The 16,606-nt window shown below is 58.1% G+C and carries 17 protein-coding genes; 9 read left to right on the top strand and 8 right to left on the bottom strand.

Features of this window, described 5'->3' with window-relative positions:
* The first annotated feature begins 19 nt into the window (after nt 1-19).
* Together fdhD and KGP25_RS23970 are read left to right on the top strand one after the other, a co-directional pair.
* Nucleotides 20-856, top strand: a complete 837-nt coding sequence (fdhD, locus tag KGP25_RS23975) for a formate dehydrogenase accessory sulfurtransferase FdhD (protein ID WP_045909097.1) — start codon at nt 20-22, stop codon at nt 854-856.
* Between the two features lie 114 nt (nt 857-970).
* Nucleotides 971-1,183 (top strand): DUF1471 domain-containing protein, encoded by a 213-nt coding sequence (locus KGP25_RS23970; RefSeq protein ID WP_021242795.1) that lies wholly within the window; start codon nt 971-973, stop codon nt 1,181-1,183.
* A 40-nt stretch (nt 1,184-1,223) separates the two neighbouring features.
* On the opposite strand, the gene KGP25_RS23965 is transcribed toward KGP25_RS23970, so the two are convergent.
* Together KGP25_RS23965 and KGP25_RS23960 are read right to left on the bottom strand one after the other, a co-directional pair.
* Nucleotides 1,224-1,547, bottom strand: coding sequence for an AzlD domain-containing protein (locus tag KGP25_RS23965; RefSeq protein ID WP_008501826.1), 324 nt, complete (start codon nt 1,545-1,547; stop codon nt 1,224-1,226).
* Nucleotides 1,547-2,206, bottom strand: coding sequence for an AzlC family ABC transporter permease (locus tag KGP25_RS23960; RefSeq protein WP_223539708.1), 660 nt, complete (start codon nt 2,204-2,206; stop codon nt 1,547-1,549). The genes KGP25_RS23965 and KGP25_RS23960 overlap by 1 nt, the downstream gene beginning before the upstream one ends.
* Nucleotides 2,207-2,308: 102 nt before the next feature.
* Here KGP25_RS23960 and KGP25_RS23955 point away from each other — a divergent pair, with 102 nt between their 5' ends.
* The 4 genes from KGP25_RS23955 to KGP25_RS23940 all read left to right on the top strand — a co-directional run bounded on the left by KGP25_RS23955 (nt 2,309) and on the right by KGP25_RS23940 (nt 7,420).
* On the top strand, nt 2,309-2,857 hold the full coding sequence (locus KGP25_RS23955) for an XRE family transcriptional regulator (protein ID WP_023309744.1): 549 nt from the start codon (nt 2,309-2,311) through the stop codon (nt 2,855-2,857).
* A gap of 17 nt (nt 2,858-2,874) precedes the next feature.
* Nucleotides 2,875-3,870: a LacI family DNA-binding transcriptional regulator gene (locus KGP25_RS23950; RefSeq protein ID WP_223539707.1), complete on the top strand. Its 996-nt coding sequence runs from the start codon at nt 2,875-2,877 to the stop codon at nt 3,868-3,870.
* Between the two features lie 104 nt (nt 3,871-3,974).
* Nucleotides 3,975-6,098: an alpha-galactosidase gene (locus tag KGP25_RS23945; RefSeq protein ID WP_223539706.1), complete on the top strand. Its 2,124-nt coding sequence runs from the start codon at nt 3,975-3,977 to the stop codon at nt 6,096-6,098.
* A gap of 44 nt (nt 6,099-6,142) precedes the next feature.
* Nucleotides 6,143-7,420, top strand: a complete 1,278-nt coding sequence (locus tag KGP25_RS23940; RefSeq protein WP_223539705.1) for an MFS transporter — start codon at nt 6,143-6,145, stop codon at nt 7,418-7,420.
* Here KGP25_RS23940 and rhaM read toward each other — a convergent pair.
* The 5 genes from rhaM to rhaB form a co-directional block, all read right to left on the bottom strand.
* Nucleotides 7,408-7,722: an L-rhamnose mutarotase gene (gene rhaM, locus KGP25_RS23935; RefSeq protein WP_048226835.1), complete on the bottom strand. Its 315-nt coding sequence runs from the start codon at nt 7,720-7,722 to the stop codon at nt 7,408-7,410. The two genes, KGP25_RS23940 and rhaM, sit on opposite strands and share 13 nt — an antisense overlap.
* A complete protein-coding gene (gene fucO / locus KGP25_RS23930; RefSeq protein ID WP_223539704.1) occupies nt 7,719-8,867 on the bottom strand; it encodes a lactaldehyde reductase in 1,149 nt (382 codons plus the stop codon). The genes rhaM and fucO overlap by 4 nt, the downstream gene beginning before the upstream one ends.
* Nucleotides 8,868-8,908: 41 nt before the next feature.
* The gene (rhaD, locus tag KGP25_RS23925) at nt 8,909-9,739 is read right to left on the bottom strand and encodes a rhamnulose-1-phosphate aldolase (protein WP_048028382.1); all 831 of its coding nucleotides are present in this window, start codon (nt 9,737-9,739) and stop codon (nt 8,909-8,911) included.
* 95 nt (nt 9,740-9,834) lie between these two features.
* Complete coding sequence (rhaA, locus tag KGP25_RS23920; protein WP_045909105.1) at nt 9,835-11,094, bottom strand: L-rhamnose isomerase; 1,260 nt, start codon at nt 11,092-11,094, stop codon at nt 9,835-9,837.
* Nucleotides 11,091-12,560 (bottom strand): rhamnulokinase, encoded by a 1,470-nt coding sequence (gene rhaB / locus KGP25_RS23915; protein ID WP_048028384.1) that lies wholly within the window; start codon nt 12,558-12,560, stop codon nt 11,091-11,093. The genes rhaA and rhaB overlap by 4 nt, the downstream gene beginning before the upstream one ends.
* Nucleotides 12,561-12,861: 301 nt before the next feature.
* On the opposite strand from rhaB, the gene rhaS reads away from it, so the two are divergent.
* Nucleotides 12,862-13,698: an HTH-type transcriptional activator RhaS gene (gene rhaS, locus KGP25_RS23910; protein ID WP_223539703.1), complete on the top strand. Its 837-nt coding sequence runs from the start codon at nt 12,862-12,864 to the stop codon at nt 13,696-13,698.
* A gap of 73 nt (nt 13,699-13,771) precedes the next feature.
* Nucleotides 13,772-14,620, top strand: coding sequence for an HTH-type transcriptional activator RhaR (gene rhaR, locus KGP25_RS23905; protein ID WP_045909109.1), 849 nt, complete (start codon nt 13,772-13,774; stop codon nt 14,618-14,620).
* On the opposite strand, the gene rhaT is transcribed toward rhaR, so the two are convergent.
* Nucleotides 14,621-15,655 (bottom strand): L-rhamnose/proton symporter RhaT, encoded by a 1,035-nt coding sequence (rhaT, locus tag KGP25_RS23900; RefSeq protein ID WP_223539702.1) that lies wholly within the window; start codon nt 15,653-15,655, stop codon nt 14,621-14,623.
* A 288-nt stretch (nt 15,656-15,943) separates the two neighbouring features.
* Between rhaT and sodA the strand changes: the two genes are divergently transcribed.
* Nucleotides 15,944-16,564 carry a superoxide dismutase [Mn] gene (sodA, locus tag KGP25_RS23895; protein WP_003861999.1) on the top strand — a complete coding sequence of 207 codons (621 nt, stop codon included), beginning with the start codon at nt 15,944-15,946 and terminating at the stop codon, nt 16,562-16,564.
* The last annotated feature ends 42 nt before the right edge of the window (nt 16,565-16,606 follow it).

Below are 16,606 nucleotides of genomic sequence, written 5' to 3'. Positions count from 1 at the left end.
GTTGTTCAGGAATACCGCTGTGTCTAAACAAAACCGTGATCCCCACTCGTCACCCCTGCCTGCCGGCATTGTGGAACTGTCGGTACACCGACCGCCCCGCATAACCGATGCCACGCCCGATTTTCTGGCGGAAGAAGTGCCCGTTGCGCTCGTTTACAACGGCATCTCGCATGTGGTGATGATGGCATCTCCGAAAGATCTTGAGCTGTTCGCCATCGGTTTTTCCCTCTCGGAAGGCATCATCGAGCATCCGCAAGAGATCTACGGCATGGACGTGGTCCAGGCCTGCAACGGTCTTGAAGTGCAAATCGAACTCTCCAGCCGCCGCTTTATGGGGCTTAAGGAGCGTCGTCGCGCGCTGGCCGGGCGTACCGGCTGCGGCGTGTGCGGCGTTGAGCAGCTTAACGATATTGGCAAGCCCGTTGCGCCACTGCCGTTTACTCAGACCTTTAATCTGGCGCACCTCGACCCCGCCCTTGAGCATCTCAACGACGTACAGCCCATCGGCCAGCTGAGCGGCTGCACGCACGCGGCGGCATGGGTATTGCCGTCGGGAGAGATTGCTGGTGGGCATGAAGACGTGGGTCGCCACGTGGCGCTGGATAAGCTGCTCGGTCGTCGTGCGCGTGAAAGTCAGGTCTGGCAGCAGGGCGCGGCGCTCGTTTCCAGCCGGGCCAGCTACGAGATGGTGCAAAAGTCCGCCATGTGCGGTGTGGAAATTTTGTTCGCGGTGTCGGCGGCGACCACGCTGGCGGTAGAGGTAGCGGAGCGCTGTAACCTGACGCTGGTGGGCTTCTGCAAGCCGGGAAGGGCGACGATTTATACCCATCCTCAGCGATTAATAGTTGATCAGTAATTTTGAATGATATTAGCAAATCCTTCCGCTTTTAGTTGTTCGCGATGAGGTCTAGTATTTATCTCATCAAGGCACGGTGCCTTACCTAAACAACTTAATGAAAGGGTTTAAATCATGAAAAGCATCAAAACTTTTGTCGCTGTAATCGCTCTGGCTGCTTCTTTCGGTTCTTTCGCTGCGCAGACTGTGACCGCAACCGCCTCTACCATTGATGGTGCAGAAGCGAAAATCGCGGCTCAGGCTCAGGAAGCGGGCGCGTCATCGTACAAAATTACCCAGGCATTCTCCGGTAACCGCGTACACATGACTGCTGAACTGAACAAATAAGCGAGTCACACCGTCGAAAGAGCGCCCCCGGGGCGCTTTTTTAGTTTATGCCCGCCACGCGCAGCAATGCCGTCACCACCGCCGCGGCCACAATCACCACGATTAACGGCATTTTCCGCCAGGCCAAAAACACCGCAAACGCCACGCCCAGCACGCGCGCCATGCCTGCGAAGTGTTCTCCCTCATAAAAGGTGGTCGCCAGCGCGACGGAGAACAGCAATACCGTTGCCGCATCTGACAGCAGCGCCTGAGAACGCTCCGACAACGCCAGCCGGTTGCCGAGTTTGGCACCGCCAAGGCGCATTAAATAGGTTCCGGCAGAAAGAATGGCGATGCCGAGAATAAAGACCGTCATGTTTTCCATTATTTTTTCCTCGCGGCAAGACCGAGTAAAGAGAGCAGTACCGGTAATCCCACCGGGGCAAACGGCACGGCGGCCAGCGATAACACGGCGCCGCTGCAGGCGCGGATCAGCGTGGTACGGTTTTTAAATGCGGGAACCACTAATGCCAGCAGAATGGCCGGAAATACCGCGTCCAGCCCGATGGTTTCCGGGTCGGGCAACAGTTTGCCCACCATGGCACCCAGCAGCGCGCCCAGCGGCCAGATGAGGGCAACGCCTAAGCCGCATAGCCAGTAGGCGGCTTTACGCTGTTCGGCGGTTTTTTGCGACAGGCCAAACACCACGCTTTCATCGTTCATGATGTGGCAGCCCAGCAGGCTCAGACCGCGCTTGCCCACCAGCTCACGCACCGTCACGCCAAACGGCACATGCCGCGCATTGACCAGCAAACCTGCCGCCGCAGCCGCCAGCGGATTGCCGCCGCTCGCCACGATGCCGATAAACATGAACTCAGACGCGCCCGCCAGCACGGTAATGGAGAGCACAAACGGCACCCAGACCGGGAAACCGTAGGCCATCGCCAGTGAGCCGTAGGACATTCCGACCACGCCCACCGCGAGGCAGACCAGAATGATTGCTTTTATGGTGTCGCCTTTCAGACAAGAGAGATGATGCTTCATACAATTTTAGCCATATCGAACGTGTATCCATTATAATGAACGCAACGAAACTGATTTTCAAGACGAACGATTTGTTCGTTTTATAGAACGCGAGGCCGTTATATGACGCAGCCGATCAGCCTGATCGCCAAAAGTCTGGTGCGAGAACGCCTGCGAACCGGGCTTTCACTGGCGGAAATTGCCCGCCGTGCCGGGATCGCAAAATCCACGCTTTCCCAGCTGGAGTCCGGCAACGGTAACCCTAGCCTGGAAACGCTGTGGTCGCTCTGCGTGGCGCTGGATATTCCTTTCGCCCGTTTGCTTGAGCCACAGTTGCCGACCACGCAGGTGATCCGCCGTGGTGAAGGGACAAAAGTGGTGGCTGGACAGGCTAACTATGAAGCCATTTTACTGGCGGCATGCCCCCCTGGCGCGCGCCGCGATGTCTATCTTCTGATGACCCAACCGGGAGCAGACCGTATTTCACAGCCGCATCCACCTGGCTCGGTTGAACATATTATTGTGACGCAGGGGCGGGCGCTGGTCGGTCTGCTCGACGCGGCGGAAGAGCTCGGGGCAGGGGATTACATTTGTTATCCCGCCGATCAGCCGCATATCTTCAAGGCCCTGGAGCCAGACACTTACGCGCTGCTGGTGGCGGAACAAAACTAACAGAGATACGGAAACTCATGTCGCTTAAAGCCATTGCCAAAGAACTGGGGCTGTCAGTCACCACCGTCAGCCGCGCCCTCAACGGATATGACGACGTCTCCGCCGAGACGCGCTCACGCGTGGAAGCAGAGGCCCAGCGCCGTGGTTACCGACCGAACACCTTCGCCCGCCGCCTGAAGATGGGCAAAATTGACGCCGTTGGGCTGGTGTTCCCGGTCCATCCTGTTCCGCTCAATAACAGCGTATTTATGGACATGGTCGGCGAAATTAGCCACGAACTGGCGCGACATGAAATCGATTTGTTGCTGATTGCCGATGACGATCTGGCCGATAAACACAGCTATATGCGCATGGTGCAAAGCCGCCGTGTGGATGCGCTGATCGTGGCACACACGCTGGATCACGATCCCCGTCTTGAGCAGCTGCAGGCGGCCGGTTTTCCTTTCCTGGCGCTCGGGCGCAGCCATCTCCCGCAGCCGTACGCGTGGTTTGATTTCGACAACTACGCCGGTACGCATCAGGCTACCCGCTGGCTGATCGAGAAAGGCCATCAGCGTATCGCGCTACTTGGCGAAAGCAACAATCAGGCGTTTATCACCCAGCGCCGTCAGGGCTATCTGGACGCCCTGCGGGAAGCCGGGCTTTCCAGCGAATGGCTGCGCGCTATGCCGCCTTCGCGCCGCGTCGGGTATGCCACCACGAAAGAACTGCTTGCCCTGCCGCAGCCGCCCACGGCCATCATCACCGACTGCAACACCCACGGCGACGGCGCGGCGATGGCGCTGGCGCAGATGGGGCGTTTATCCGGCGACAACGCCGTCTCGCTGGTGGTCTATGACGGACTACCCCAGGACAGCATTGTCGATATTGACGTGGCGTCGGTGATCCAGTCTACCCGCCAGGGCGTCGGGAAACAGATTGCCGATATGGTGCGCCAGCTGATTAACGGCGACGATATTGAACAGCTTCAGGTGCTCTGGCAGCCAGAATTCTCTCCGGGCCAGACGGCCTAAATAGCGCAAAATTTTAAAGCCGATCACAGAACCGAAACGTTTTGGTTTGTATCCGAAACGTTTCGGATCAACACTCAGATCATCCCGATGACAGGAGATGTCTGATGCAAGATTCCGTTTTACGTCTCGAAACCACGATGGTAGACGTGGTGATTAAAACCCATCCGTTCGCCGAAATTCTCTACTGGGGGCCTCACCTTCGGCACTTTTCGCCGCAAGATGTTGCTCTGCTCGCGCGTCCTGTTGCCAACGGCAGGCTTGACGTCGACTCCCCGGTCACGCTGATGGCCGAGCTGGGGCATGGCCTGTTTGGCTCGCCGGGCATTGAGGGGCATCGCCAGGGGCTGGACGGTTCCCCGGTGTTCAAAACCACCCAGGTGCAGCAGGGCGTAAATACCCTGACGATAACCGCCGAAGATGAGCATGCGGGACTGCGCCTGACCAGCGAGTTGGCGTTGGATGCCAGCGGCGTGCTGGTGGTTCGTCACGGTTTAACGAATCTGAAAGCGATCCCCTGGCAGGTGGACCGTTTCGCCGTCACGCTGCCGGTGGCCGAGCGCGCGCAGGAGGTGATGGCCTTCCACGGACGCTGGATCCGTGAATTCCAGCCGCACCGCGTAAAGCTTGAACACGACAGCTTCGTGATTGAAAACCGCCGGGGTAAAACCTCCCACGAGCACTTCCCGGCGCTGATTGCCGGTACGTCGTCGTTCAGCGAAATGCAGGGTGACGTCTGGGGCGTGCATCTGGGCTGGAGCGGTAATCACCGCCTGCGCGCGGAAGCGAAAACCGATGGTCGTCGCTACCTGCAGGCCGAAGCGCTCTACCTGCCGGGTGAAATGGTGGTTGAGGAGGGCGATACGCTCTGGACGCCGCGCCTGTATGCCAGCTACTCCACGCAGGGCCTGAACGGCATGAGCCAGCCGTTCCATCGCTACCTGCGCAACAACGTCATCCGCTTCCCGGAAAACAAACCGCGCCCGGTGCACCTCAATACCTGGGAAGGGATCTACTTCAACCACGATCCGGAGTACATCATGCGCATGGCCGATGAGGCTGCCGCCCTGGGCGTGGAGCGCTTCATCATTGATGATGGCTGGTTCAAAGGCCGTAATGACGACCATGCCGCGCTGGGCGACTGGTATCTGGATGAGAAGAAATACCCGAACGGCCTGACGCCGGTGATCGACCACGTCAAGCGGCTCGGCATGGAGTTTGGCATCTGGGTAGAGCCGGAGATGATCAATCCGGATTCCGATTTGTACCGCGCGCATCCTGACTGGGTACTGGCGCTGCCGGGCTATCCCCAGGCGACCGGACGACACCAGCTGGTGCTCAATCTCAACATCCCGGAGGCCTTTGATTACCTGGTGGAGCGCATGAGCTGGCTGCTGGGCGAGCATGCGGTCGACTACGTGAAGTGGGACATGAACCGCGAGCTGGTGCAGCCGGGACACAACGGTAAAGCCGCTGCCGACGCGCAGACCCGCCAGTTTTACCGCCTGCTGGACGTGCTGGGCGAGCGCTTCCCGCATATTGAGTTTGAATCGTGCTCCTCCGGCGGTGGGCGCATTGATTATGAGGTACTGACCCGCAGCCACCGCTTCTGGGCGTCCGACAACAACGACGCGCTGGAGCGCAGCACCATCCAGCGCGGCATGAGCTACTTCTTCCCGCCGGAGGTGATGGGCGCGCATATCGGTCATCATAAATGTCACGCCACCTTCCGCCAGCATAGCATCCAGTTTCGCGGGTTGACGGCCCTGTTTGGCCATATGGGGCTGGAGCTGGATCCGCTCACCGTGGACGCGCAGGAGCGCGAAGGCTATCGCCATTACGCCGCGCTGCACAAGCAGTGGCGAGAGGTGATCCACCATGGTACCCAGTGGCGTATTGATATGCCGGATGCCACCACGCTGGCGCAAGGGATGGTGAGCGAAGATAAGGCGCAGGGGCTGTTTATGGTCAGCCAGCTCGCGATGCCGGATTACAGCCTGATGATGCCGCTGCGCATGGCGGGGCTGGAGGCTAGCGCGCGGTACCGCGTCATGCTGCTCGATCACCCGAATATTCAGATTACGGGCGAGGGAGGGCACACCATGCGCAAGCTGCCAGCGTGGATGGAAACGCCGCAAACGGTGAGCGGCGAGTGGCTGATGCAGGCGGGCATTGCGCTGCCGATTCTGGATCCGGAAACCGCCGTTCTGATTGGCGTTGAACGCGTGTAAAGGTGACGGGCCGGGCAGCCGGCCCTCCGTTGAGGATAAAAATAATGAACACAACAACCTGTACCCACAAAGACAACCCTAACTTCTGGATCTTCGGGCTGTTCTTCTTTCTCTACTTCTTTATCATGGCCACCTGCTTTCCGTTCCTGCCGATTTGGCTGTCGGACATCATCGGCCTGAATAAAACCCATACCGGGATTGTCTTCTCCTGCATCTCGCTGTCGGCCATCGCGTTCCAGCCGCTACTGGGCGTTATTTCGGACAAGCTGGGGCTGAAAAAACACCTTCTGTGGATCATCGCGGTGCTGCTGGTTCTGTTCGCACCGTTCTTCCTGTACGTCTTCGCGCCGCTGCTAAAAGCCAATATCTGGCTGGGCGCGCTGAGCGGCGGGCTGTATATCGGTTTTGTATTTTCGGCCGGATCGGGGGCGATTGAGGCCTACATCGAACGCGTGAGCCGCAACAGCTTCTTTGAATACGGCAAGGCGCGGATGTTTGGCTGCCTCGGCTGGGGCTTGTGCGCCTCCACGGGCGGCATCCTGTTCGGCATCGATCCGTCGTATGTTTTCTGGATGGGATCGGCAGCGGCATTGCTGCTAATGCTGCTGCTGGTGGTCGCGAAGCCGAAGCCCAACCAGACGGCGCAGGTCATGAATGCCCTGGGCGCGAACCAGCCGCAAATCACCGCAAAAACCGTGTTCAACCTGTTCCGCCAGCGCAGAATGTGGATGTTTATCCTCTACGTGATTGGCGTGGCCTGCGTGTATGACGTTTTCGATCAGCAGTTTGCCACCTTCTTTAAAACCTTCTTCGCCACGCCGCAGGAGGGGACCCGCGCCTTTGGTTTCGCAACGACTGCCGGGGAGATTTGTAATGCCATCATTATGTTCTGTTCGCCGTGGATCATTAACCGCATCGGCGCGAAGAACACGCTGCTGATCGCCGGGGTGATTATGGCGACGCGCATTATCGGCTCGTCGTTCGCCACCACTGCCGTGGAGGTGATTGCCCTCAAGATGCTGCACGCGCTGGAAGTCCCGTTCCTGCTGGTGGGCGCCTTCAAGTACATCACCGGGGTGTTTGATACCCGACTGTCGGCGACTATCTATCTGATCGGCTTCCAGTTTGCCAAACAGTCGGCGGCGATTATTCTCTCCGCTTTTGCCGGGAATATGTATGACCGGATCGGCTTCCAGGAGACGTATCTGATGCTGGGCTGTTTCGTGCTGGCGATTACGGTGGTGTCGACGTTTACGCTGAGCAGCAGGCAGGAGATTGCCGCCGCCGCGGGGGCGGCAGCGCTAACACATCAGTCCAGGTAAAAGACCTCTTTAAGCTCCGCACTCACCGGGCTGTTATCCGGGTTCGACGGCATGACGTCGCCCATATGTTTCCACCAGCGCTGGCAGACGTCGGTATTCGCTACCGCGCTCCAGCGCTCCTCCGATTCAATCTCCACGGTCGCAAACAGCAGGTTACGTGCTTTGTCGAGATAAATGGCGTAGTGGTGAGCGCCGTGGTCTTTCAGCACCGCTTCAAGCTCGGGCCAAATTGGATTGTGGCGACGCGCGTACTCCTCGTGCGCGTCCGGGTTCACCTGCATCACAAACGCTTTGCGGATCATAATGCCTCCAGATAGAGCTCGCGGACTTCATCGCGGCTGGCGGTGCGCGGATTGCATGGCGCACACGGATCCGCGAGGGCTTTATCCAGCCAGCCTTCGATATCGGCTTTAGTGACGCCGAGCTGGCTGAAGCCCGCAGGAATGCCGACGCGAGCGCTGAGGTCGCGAATTGCCTGAATGGCGGACATGCTGGCGGCTTCATCACTCATGCCGCGGGTATCGACGCCCATCGCCTGCGCCACGCGGGCGAAGCGGGTGATTGCGTTCGGGCGGTTAAAGCTTTCGACGATCGGCAGCAGAATGGCGTTGCACACGCCGTGCGGCAGGTTATGCGTCGCGCCCGGCTGGTGCGCCAGGGCGTGTACCAGACCCAGACCCGCACTGTTAAACGCCATACCCGCCAGATACTGGCCAAACGCCATCTGCTCGCGCGCCTCAAGGTTATGACCGTTATCAACCGCTTCCGGCAGCCAGAGGCCGATCAGGCGAATCGCCTCCAGAGCGTTGGCATCGGTCAGCGGGTGCGCGCCAACGGACACATAGGCTTCAATGGCGTGGGTTAATGCGTCCATACCGGTTGCGGCGGTCACGGAGGCCGGAATATCCAGCATGACGCTGGCATCGTCCACGGCGATATCCGGGATGATGTTCGGGTCGATGATCACCTCTTTCACCTGACGCGCGGAGTCGATGATCACCGCATTACTGGTCATCTCCGCCGCCGTCCCTGCGGTGGTGTTGATCGCTACCAGCGGCACCCCCGCATTTTTCACCTTGCCGACGCCGGAATAATCGGTTGACGGGCCGGGGTTAGCGGTGAGGATTTTAATCGCCTTGGCGGTATCAATCGGGCTGCCGCCGCCAAAGGCAATGACGTAATCACACTCTGCGTCCCGGTAAGCCGAAAATCCTTTTTGCACCAGCGCTTCTGTTGGGTTCGGGAACACCTCATCGAACAGGTGATACGACATCTGATGGGTGTCCAGCGCGGTAAACAGGCTGTCGAGCAGACCCAGCTTCACCAGTTGGCCGTCGGTGACAATCAGCGCTTTTCCCCACTGCTTGTTCGCTACCAGATTGACCATATCGCCGATTGCGCCCGCGCCGTGAAGGCTGATTTTTGGAAGCGCCAACATAAAGCTCATGATAATTCTCCTTAACGATCAATGTTTGTCCTGCAAAGGCCTTATGCGTATAAATCCAGCGCGGATTGCAGCGGGCTCACGCCAAAGCGCTTGCCGAGGGCGATGAGCGCTTCCCGGGGAATGGTCTGCTTCATGCCGCCCATGGCGTACACCTTCACCAGCACTTCCGCTGATTTCTCGGCGGTGTCGATCAGGCCAAAGGTTTCATCCAGCGTTGGACCGCTGCCGAACACGCCGTGGAACGGCCATAGCACCAGAGAATGTTTTTGCATATCAACGGCGGTTGCCTGGCCGATTTCGTCGGTACCCGGTACCATCCACGGCAGAATGCCCACGCCATCCGGGAATACCACCAGACACTCGGTACTGCCTTCCCAGAGCTTGCGGGTGATGACATCGGCGCTGTTTTCCAGCACGTAGGTCAGGGCGATCAGGTTCGTGGCGTGGCAGTGCATGATCACGCGGTCCTTGCCATTGGTCGCTTTGATGCGCTCGCAGTGGGAGAGGAAGTGCGCCGGCAGTTCGGAGGTGGGCACCGCTTCATCCGTCAGCCCCCACAGAATGTGGTAACCCGCGCCGTCGCTGTCCACTTTCACCACGCCGAGGTTGGCCTCCGGGTCGAGCTGGACGTTACGGAAAAACTTGCCGGAACCGGTGACGATAAACGGCGTGTTGGCGAGCAGCGGCATCGGCTGGCTCAGCGCGATATAGCGCGGCTTCGCGTGGAAATCGGCCGCGAAAGGTTCGATATCCGCGTCGTCCAGGCGCAGCGTCAGGTTGCCGCCGTTGCGCTCGTCCCAGCCTTTCAGCCAGGCGTCGGAGGTGGCTTTGATCATGCCCTGGACGAACCAGGAGTGGGTGATAGTCTGCATACTGTGGTTCCTTTGAAAATGCCGGGTGGCGCTACGCTTACCCGGCCTGCTCTTACCCGTAGACCCGGCAGGCAACGTGCTGCCGGGCGATGTTTTTACTGACGAGCGGCGAGAACGTCTTTCTCATACGCCCGCACGTTGTTCAGCCACTGGCTGCCCGCCGGGGCATCGTTACGCTGGCAGTACATCTCCCACACTGCCTGCCACGGCAGGGATTTCTGCTCTTCCAGCAGCGCCAGACGTGCGGTGTAGTCACCGTTAGCCTCCAGCTGCTTCAGCGTGGCGACTGGCTCCAGCAACGCGCGCAGCAGGGCTTTCTTCATATTGCGGGTGCCGATAACCCACGCCGCGATGCGGTTGATGGAGGCATCGAAGAAGTCGAGGCCGATGTGTACGCGGTCAAAGAGGTCGTGGCGGATGATTTCGCTGGCAATCGCCTGGGTTTCGTCATCCAGCAGCACCACGTGGTCGCTGTCCCAGCGCACCGGACGGCTGACGTGCAGCAGCAGACGCGGCACGTAGAGCATGGCGGCGGAGATTTTGTCGGAGATCACCTCGGTCGGGTGGAAGTGGCCAGCATCCAGACACAGCGCGGTCTGGCGGCTGGTGGCGTAACCCATATAGAACTCGTTCGAGCCCACGGTATAGCTCTCGGCGCCTATACCGAACAGCTTGCTCTCGACGGCGTCGATGTGGTGCGCCGGGTCCAGCTTCTCGCTGAGAGCCTCATCCAGCGCGGCCAGCAGGCGCTGGCGCGGAGCCAGACGATCGACGGTGATATCCTTCATGCCGTCCGGGATCCAGATGTTCATCACCGACGGTGTGCCGAGCTGCTCGCCGAAATATGCCGAAACGCGGCGGCTGGCCTTCACGTGATCGATCCAGAACTGGCGGATGTCGTTGTCCGCGTGGGCGAGAGTAAAACCGTCCGCACTCAGCGGATGTGAGAAGCAGGACGGGTTAAAGTCCAGGCCCAGCCTGTTGGTTTTGGCCCACTCTACCCAGTTCTTAAAGTGTTCCGGTTTGATTTCGTTGCGCGCCACCGGCTCATCGGATTCGAGATAGATTGCATGCAGGTTCAGGCGCTTTGGCCCCGGGATCAGGCTCAGCGCCAGTTCAAGGTCGGCGCGCAGTTCGGTCGCGTTGCGCGCTTTGCCTGGATAGTTACCCGTGGCCTGAATACCCCCCGTCAGGGAACCGCCTGGGTTCTCGAAGCCAGCGACGTCATCGCCCTGCCAGCAGTGCATGGAGACGGGCAGACGGTCGAGCTGGCGCAGCGCCTCTTCGACATCCACGCCGACGGCGGCGAAACGCTGTTTAGCCAGATCCCAGGCTTGTTCTAATTGAGTTGTCATGCACAAAGCTCCTTAGTCAGTCGGTTTTGCTGAAACTGCGCGCGAAAGCGAGCAATTTCATGGCAGGGATTGGGTGTGAAGGTGGTCAGACTGGCGTTCGCCGTCACCACCGAACGGAAGTCGTCAACGTTGGAAAGTTCGTCCAGAGTCATCAGCTGAATGCCGATATTGCCGAGCGTGGAGGCCTCCACGGGACCTGCCACCACGGTGATGCCGCAGGCATCGGCGCAGAGCTGGTTCAGCAGCTGGTTCTGGCAGCCGCCGCCCACGATATGCAGCTGGCTGAAGGGTTTTCCGCGAAGGCTCGCCAGCTCGCTGAGGATGTCGGCATACAGCAGGGCGAGGCTGTCAAAAATGCAGCGCGCCAGTTCGGGAGGGCTGGACGGCACCGGCTGCCCGACCTCGACGCAGGCGGCCTGAATTTCGGCGCTCATGTGCGCCGGATTGATAAAGCGCTCATCGTTCGGGTTGATCAGGAACGTGCAGGCCTTCAGCTTCTCGGTTTCGGCGATAAGCGCAGGCAGGTCGGTAATGTTCTGCTCTTTCAGTACCCGCTGGAGCAGCCACAGCCCCATGATGTTTTTCAGTACGCGGTAGCGGCCTTCGGCACCCCCTTCGTTGGTAATGTTTGCGGCCATGGCAGCATCGCTGGCGTACGGGGTTTTGCTCTCAAAGCCCATCAGCGACCAGGTACCGGAAGAGAGGTAAGCCGCGTCTTTGCTCGCAAGTGGGGAAGCAATCACCGCGCTGGCGGTATCGTGGCTGGCGACGGCAACGACAGGAATTGCGTTCCCCTGTGGGCAAATCCAGTGACCGATCACATTACCCGGGTGGGTTGGTGTACCGAACCAGGAAGGCGACGCTCCCGTCCAGGCCAGCAGATGTTCATCCCAGTTATCCGAGTTGATGTTGACCAACTGCGTGGTGGTGGCGTTGGTATATTCCCAGTTCATGTTGCCGGTCAGGCGATAGCTCAGGTAGTCCGGGATCAGCAGCGCATGGGCCACGTCCGCCACCAGCTCTGGCTGTTGCTCGACCAAAGCGCGCAGCTGATAAAGCGTGTTAAACGGCAGAAACTGAATGCCGCTGCGTCTGTAGATGTTGTCCTTGCCAAGCTGGGCGATAGCGTGCGCCATCAGGCCATCGGTGCGGTTGTCGCGATAAGAAACTGGCAAGCCGACGCGTTCGCCATGGCTATCAAGCAGAACGTAGTCCACGCCCCAGGTATCAATGCCGATGCTGTCGATGCGAATACCATCGTTGCAGACGTTGTTCAGTCCGATACGGATCTCCGCCTCCAGGGCATCGATATCCCAGGCAACAAAACCGTCCTGCTTTTGCAGGCAGTTGGCGAAACGGTGCATTTCGCGAAGCGCAAGCGTGTGCTGCTCACGGTCCCAGCTCGCGAGCATTACGCGCCCGCTGGATGCGCCTAAATCGACAGCCACACAATGGCGAAAAGTCATAGTCGGGTCCTTTCTTAAGTCATTAGCGGTGAGTGTAAAAAAGGGAAGAAAAAGTCACCTTCTCACCACTGACAGGCCAAATCTCGCGCTGGCAAGAAAGCAAAGGTGAATGTGAGGGAGTTCACAGTTTCCAGTGGTGGCGGGATTTTCAGGCAGTGTGACGCTGACCGCATTTCCCGATCTTTCCCCCTGTTTCTTGAAAAATGGACAGCTTTTGCGAGGTTTACTGCCAAAAATTGAAGGTGAGTGCGGAAGGCCTTAATTACTATTTTGAGAACATTTTTCATTGGTGGAGGCCGTTATGACCGTACTGCACAGCGTGGATTTTTTTCCTTCAGGAGGGGCGCCTGTCGCGATTGAGCCACGGCTTCCTCAGGCCGCGTTCCCGGAGCATCACCATGATTTTCATGAAATTGTGATTGTTGAGCGCGGGACAGGTATTCATGTCTTCAATGGCCAGCCATATACCATCAGCGGCGGTACGGTGTGCTTCGTGCGCGACCACGATCGGCACCTGTATGAGCATACCGACAACCTGTATCTGACTAATGTGCTCTACCGTTCCCCGGATGCGTTCCAGTTTCTTTCGCGCCTGAATCAGCTGTTGCCCCAGGAGCAAGACGGACACTATCCGTCGCACTGGCGCGTGAATCAGTCCACCCTGCAGCAGGTGCGTCAGCTGGTCGGCCAAATGGAGCAGAGCGAGGACGGGCGGGAGACGCACGCCATTGCCACGCGCGAACTGCTGTTTATGCAGCTTCTGGTGCTGCTGCGCCGCAGCAGCCTGGTGGAAGGGCTGGAAGATAACAACGCGCGCCTGAACCATCTGATGGCCTGGCTGGAAGATCATTTCGCTGAGGATGTCTGCTGGGAAACGCTTGCGGATGATTTTTCACTGTCGCTGCGCACCCTGCATCGCCAGCTTAAGCAGCATACCGGTATGACGCCGCAGCGATATCTCAACCGTCTGCGCCTGATCAAAGCGCGTCATCTTTTACGTCATACCGACGAAAGCGTTACGGATATCGCCTATTGCTGCGGTTTTGGCGACAGCAATCACTTTTCAACGCTGTTTCGCCGGGAATTTAACTGGTCGCCGCGTGATATTCGTCAGGGGAAAGACGTGATGCTTCAGTAACGCGAGGGCAGTCACCGTTTTATTTCCGCAAAAAAGCTAATAGTGTCAGGTTATTCGGCGTAGAGGTCGTGGTGTGGCTGCTCAGTTAATCCTTCGCAAAGATGATTTTTATGCCTCCGCGAGCCAGGCCGTGACGGTGGCCGACCGCTACCCGCAAGATGTCTTTGCCGAACATACCCACGAGTTTTGCGAGCTGGTGCTGGTATGGCGCGGTAACGGCCTGCACATCCTCAACGACCGTCCCTACCGCATCACGCGCGGAGATCTGTTCTACATTCGCGCGGAGGATAAACACTCCTACGCCTCGGTTAATGACCTGGTGCTGCAGAACGTTATTTACTGTCCGGACAGGCTCAGGCTTAACGTAGACTGGGCCGCAAGCATTCCGGGTTTTCTTGATGCTAAGGGTTCTCCGCACTGGCGCTTAAGCAGTAACGGCATGGCTCAGGTACGGCAGGTTATTTCTCAACTGGAGCAGGAGAGCCAGAAGAACGACCCCGTTTCTAACCAGCTAGCGGAGTTGCTTTTCGCCCAGCTGGTGGTGACGTTAAAGCGCCATCGTTACGCCACTGATAACCCCTCCGCCACGACGCAGGAAGCGCTGCTGGATAAGCTCATCACCACGCTTGCGGGCAGCCTGAATAAAAACTTTATACTGGAGAAATTCTGCGAGCAGGAGCAGTGCAGCGAGCGCGCGTTGCGCCAGCAGTTCCGCACCCTGACCGGGATGACGGTCAACCACTACCTGCGCCAGCTACGCATCTGCCATGCACAATATCTCCTGCAACATACGGAGTGGATGGTCAGTGATGTGGCGATGTGCTGCGGCTTTGAAGACAGTAACTACTTTTCAGTGGTGTTTAATCGTGAGGTGGGGATGACGCCGGTACAGTGGCGTCATCGCAGTCGAAAGGGGTCGTGATCAGTTTGCCATGCCGAGCCCAACGATATTGGCAGCGATAATGATCACCACGCAGCCGAGGCTCAGTACGCCAACAGGACGATGTCCGGCGTTCTTCCACTCTTTCAGCACCAGACCGACCAGCCCGCCACACAGTACGTAGAAACTCATGTGCAGCATCCAGCTGACGTAGTCGTATTGCACCGGAATGCTGGCATGGCCCCAGGCGTAGAAGAAAAACTGTAAATACCACATCAGCCCGCCGAGCGCGGAGAGTAACGCGTTGGTGATGATAAGCGATTTTGCCAGCGAGAAGTCGGTTTTTACCGACAGGTTTTTTACTTTTGCGAGACGAATGAAGCAGAAGCCCAGGTTAACCATCGCGCCGCCACCCATAATCACGACATAGCTTGGCAGCGCAACGTACAGCGGGTCGACGCCCAGCGCGGCGGCGGCGTCATGCATAGGCCTGGCAGCATTCATCGCGAACGACATACCGGCCGAGAAGATGCCGCACATCACCGCCAGCAGCAGACCTTTCTTCAGGTTAAAATCTTCGGCTTTAATGCCCATCTTGCGCTCTTTCAGCTGCCCCGCGCGAGTCACAATTCCTACGCCAACGACCGCCACCAGCACGCCCAGGAGCGTCATCCGCCCACCCTGAGTATTAATAAGCACCTCGACGTTGCCGTTGAGAACTGGCGTCATCAGGGTACCGACGATCAGCGTAATGCCAATCGCGATACCAATGCCCATCGACATGCCGAGATAGCGCATGGTGAGGCCATAGTTGATGTTACCGACGCCCCACATCGCGCCGAACAGGAACACCGGCAGCAGGGTGGAGGCGCTGAAGGAGGAGAAGTAGCCCCAGAAATCGGGCAGCAGCATGGCGCTAATGGTCCAGGGTAAAATCAGCCAGGACACAACCCCGCCAACGGACCACATGGTTTCCCATGACCAGCCTCTCACCTTTTTAAACGGAGCATAGAAACAGGCTGCACTGGCAGCGCCTATCAAATGCCAGAAGATACCCATCGTAATCGCATGATTCATTTTTACACCCTCATCGTTTTTATCGTCAGTGGCTTCTCTTCGACTTGAGGAGTGTAAAAATTAGGCAGTCCGGGAACCTTCAGAAGGTTGCCGCACAGGTGTTCTGGATGGCAATCAGCACGTTAACCGCGTGAGCAGACTCACATTTCCGCTATTAATCGAAAACTGAATAACCTTATAAAAACTACGGCATTGATAATCATTTTCAATATCATTTAATTAACTATAATGAACCAACTGCTTACGCGGCATTAACAGCTGTGCCGCCCGACAATAATGGAGAGGATTATGAGTTATACACTGCCATCCCTGCCGTATGCCTACGACGCACTGGAACCGCATTTCGACAAGCAGACGATGGAAATCCATCACACTAAACACCACCAGACCTACGTGAACAACGCGAACGCCGCGCTGGAAAGCCTGCCAGAGTTCGCTAACCTGCCTGTTGAAGAGCTGATCACCAAGCTGGACCAGCTGCCAGCGGACAAGAAAACCGTGCTGCGTAACAACGCGGGCGGCCACGCAAACCACAGCCTGTTCTGGAAAGGCCTGAAGACCGGTACTACCCTGCAGGGCGACCTGAAAGCGGCTATCGAGCGCGACTTCGGTTCTGTTGACAACTTCAAAGCGGAATTCGAAAAAGCCGCTGCAACCCGCTTCGGCTCCGGCTGGGCGTGGCTGGTTCTGAAAGGTGACAAACTGGCGGTGGTTTCTACCGCAAACCAGGACTCCCCGCTGATGGGTGAAGCGATCTCTGGCGCATCCGGCTTCCCAATCCTGGGTCTGGACGTGTGGGAACACGCTTACTACCTGAAATTCCAGAACCGTCGCCCGGACTACATCAAAGCCTTCTGGGACGTGGTGAACTGGGACGAAGCAGCAGCGCGTTTCGCCGCTAAAAAATAAGGTTGCATTGACGCCTGTGAGAAGCGAGTCTGATGGCTCGCT

This window comes from Enterobacter sp. JBIWA003 (assembly GCF_019968825.1).
GTDB classification, from domain to species: domain Bacteria; phylum Pseudomonadota; class Gammaproteobacteria; order Enterobacterales; family Enterobacteriaceae; genus Enterobacter; species Enterobacter quasiroggenkampii.
This window is presented reverse-complemented; position numbering and strand designations above follow the sequence as displayed.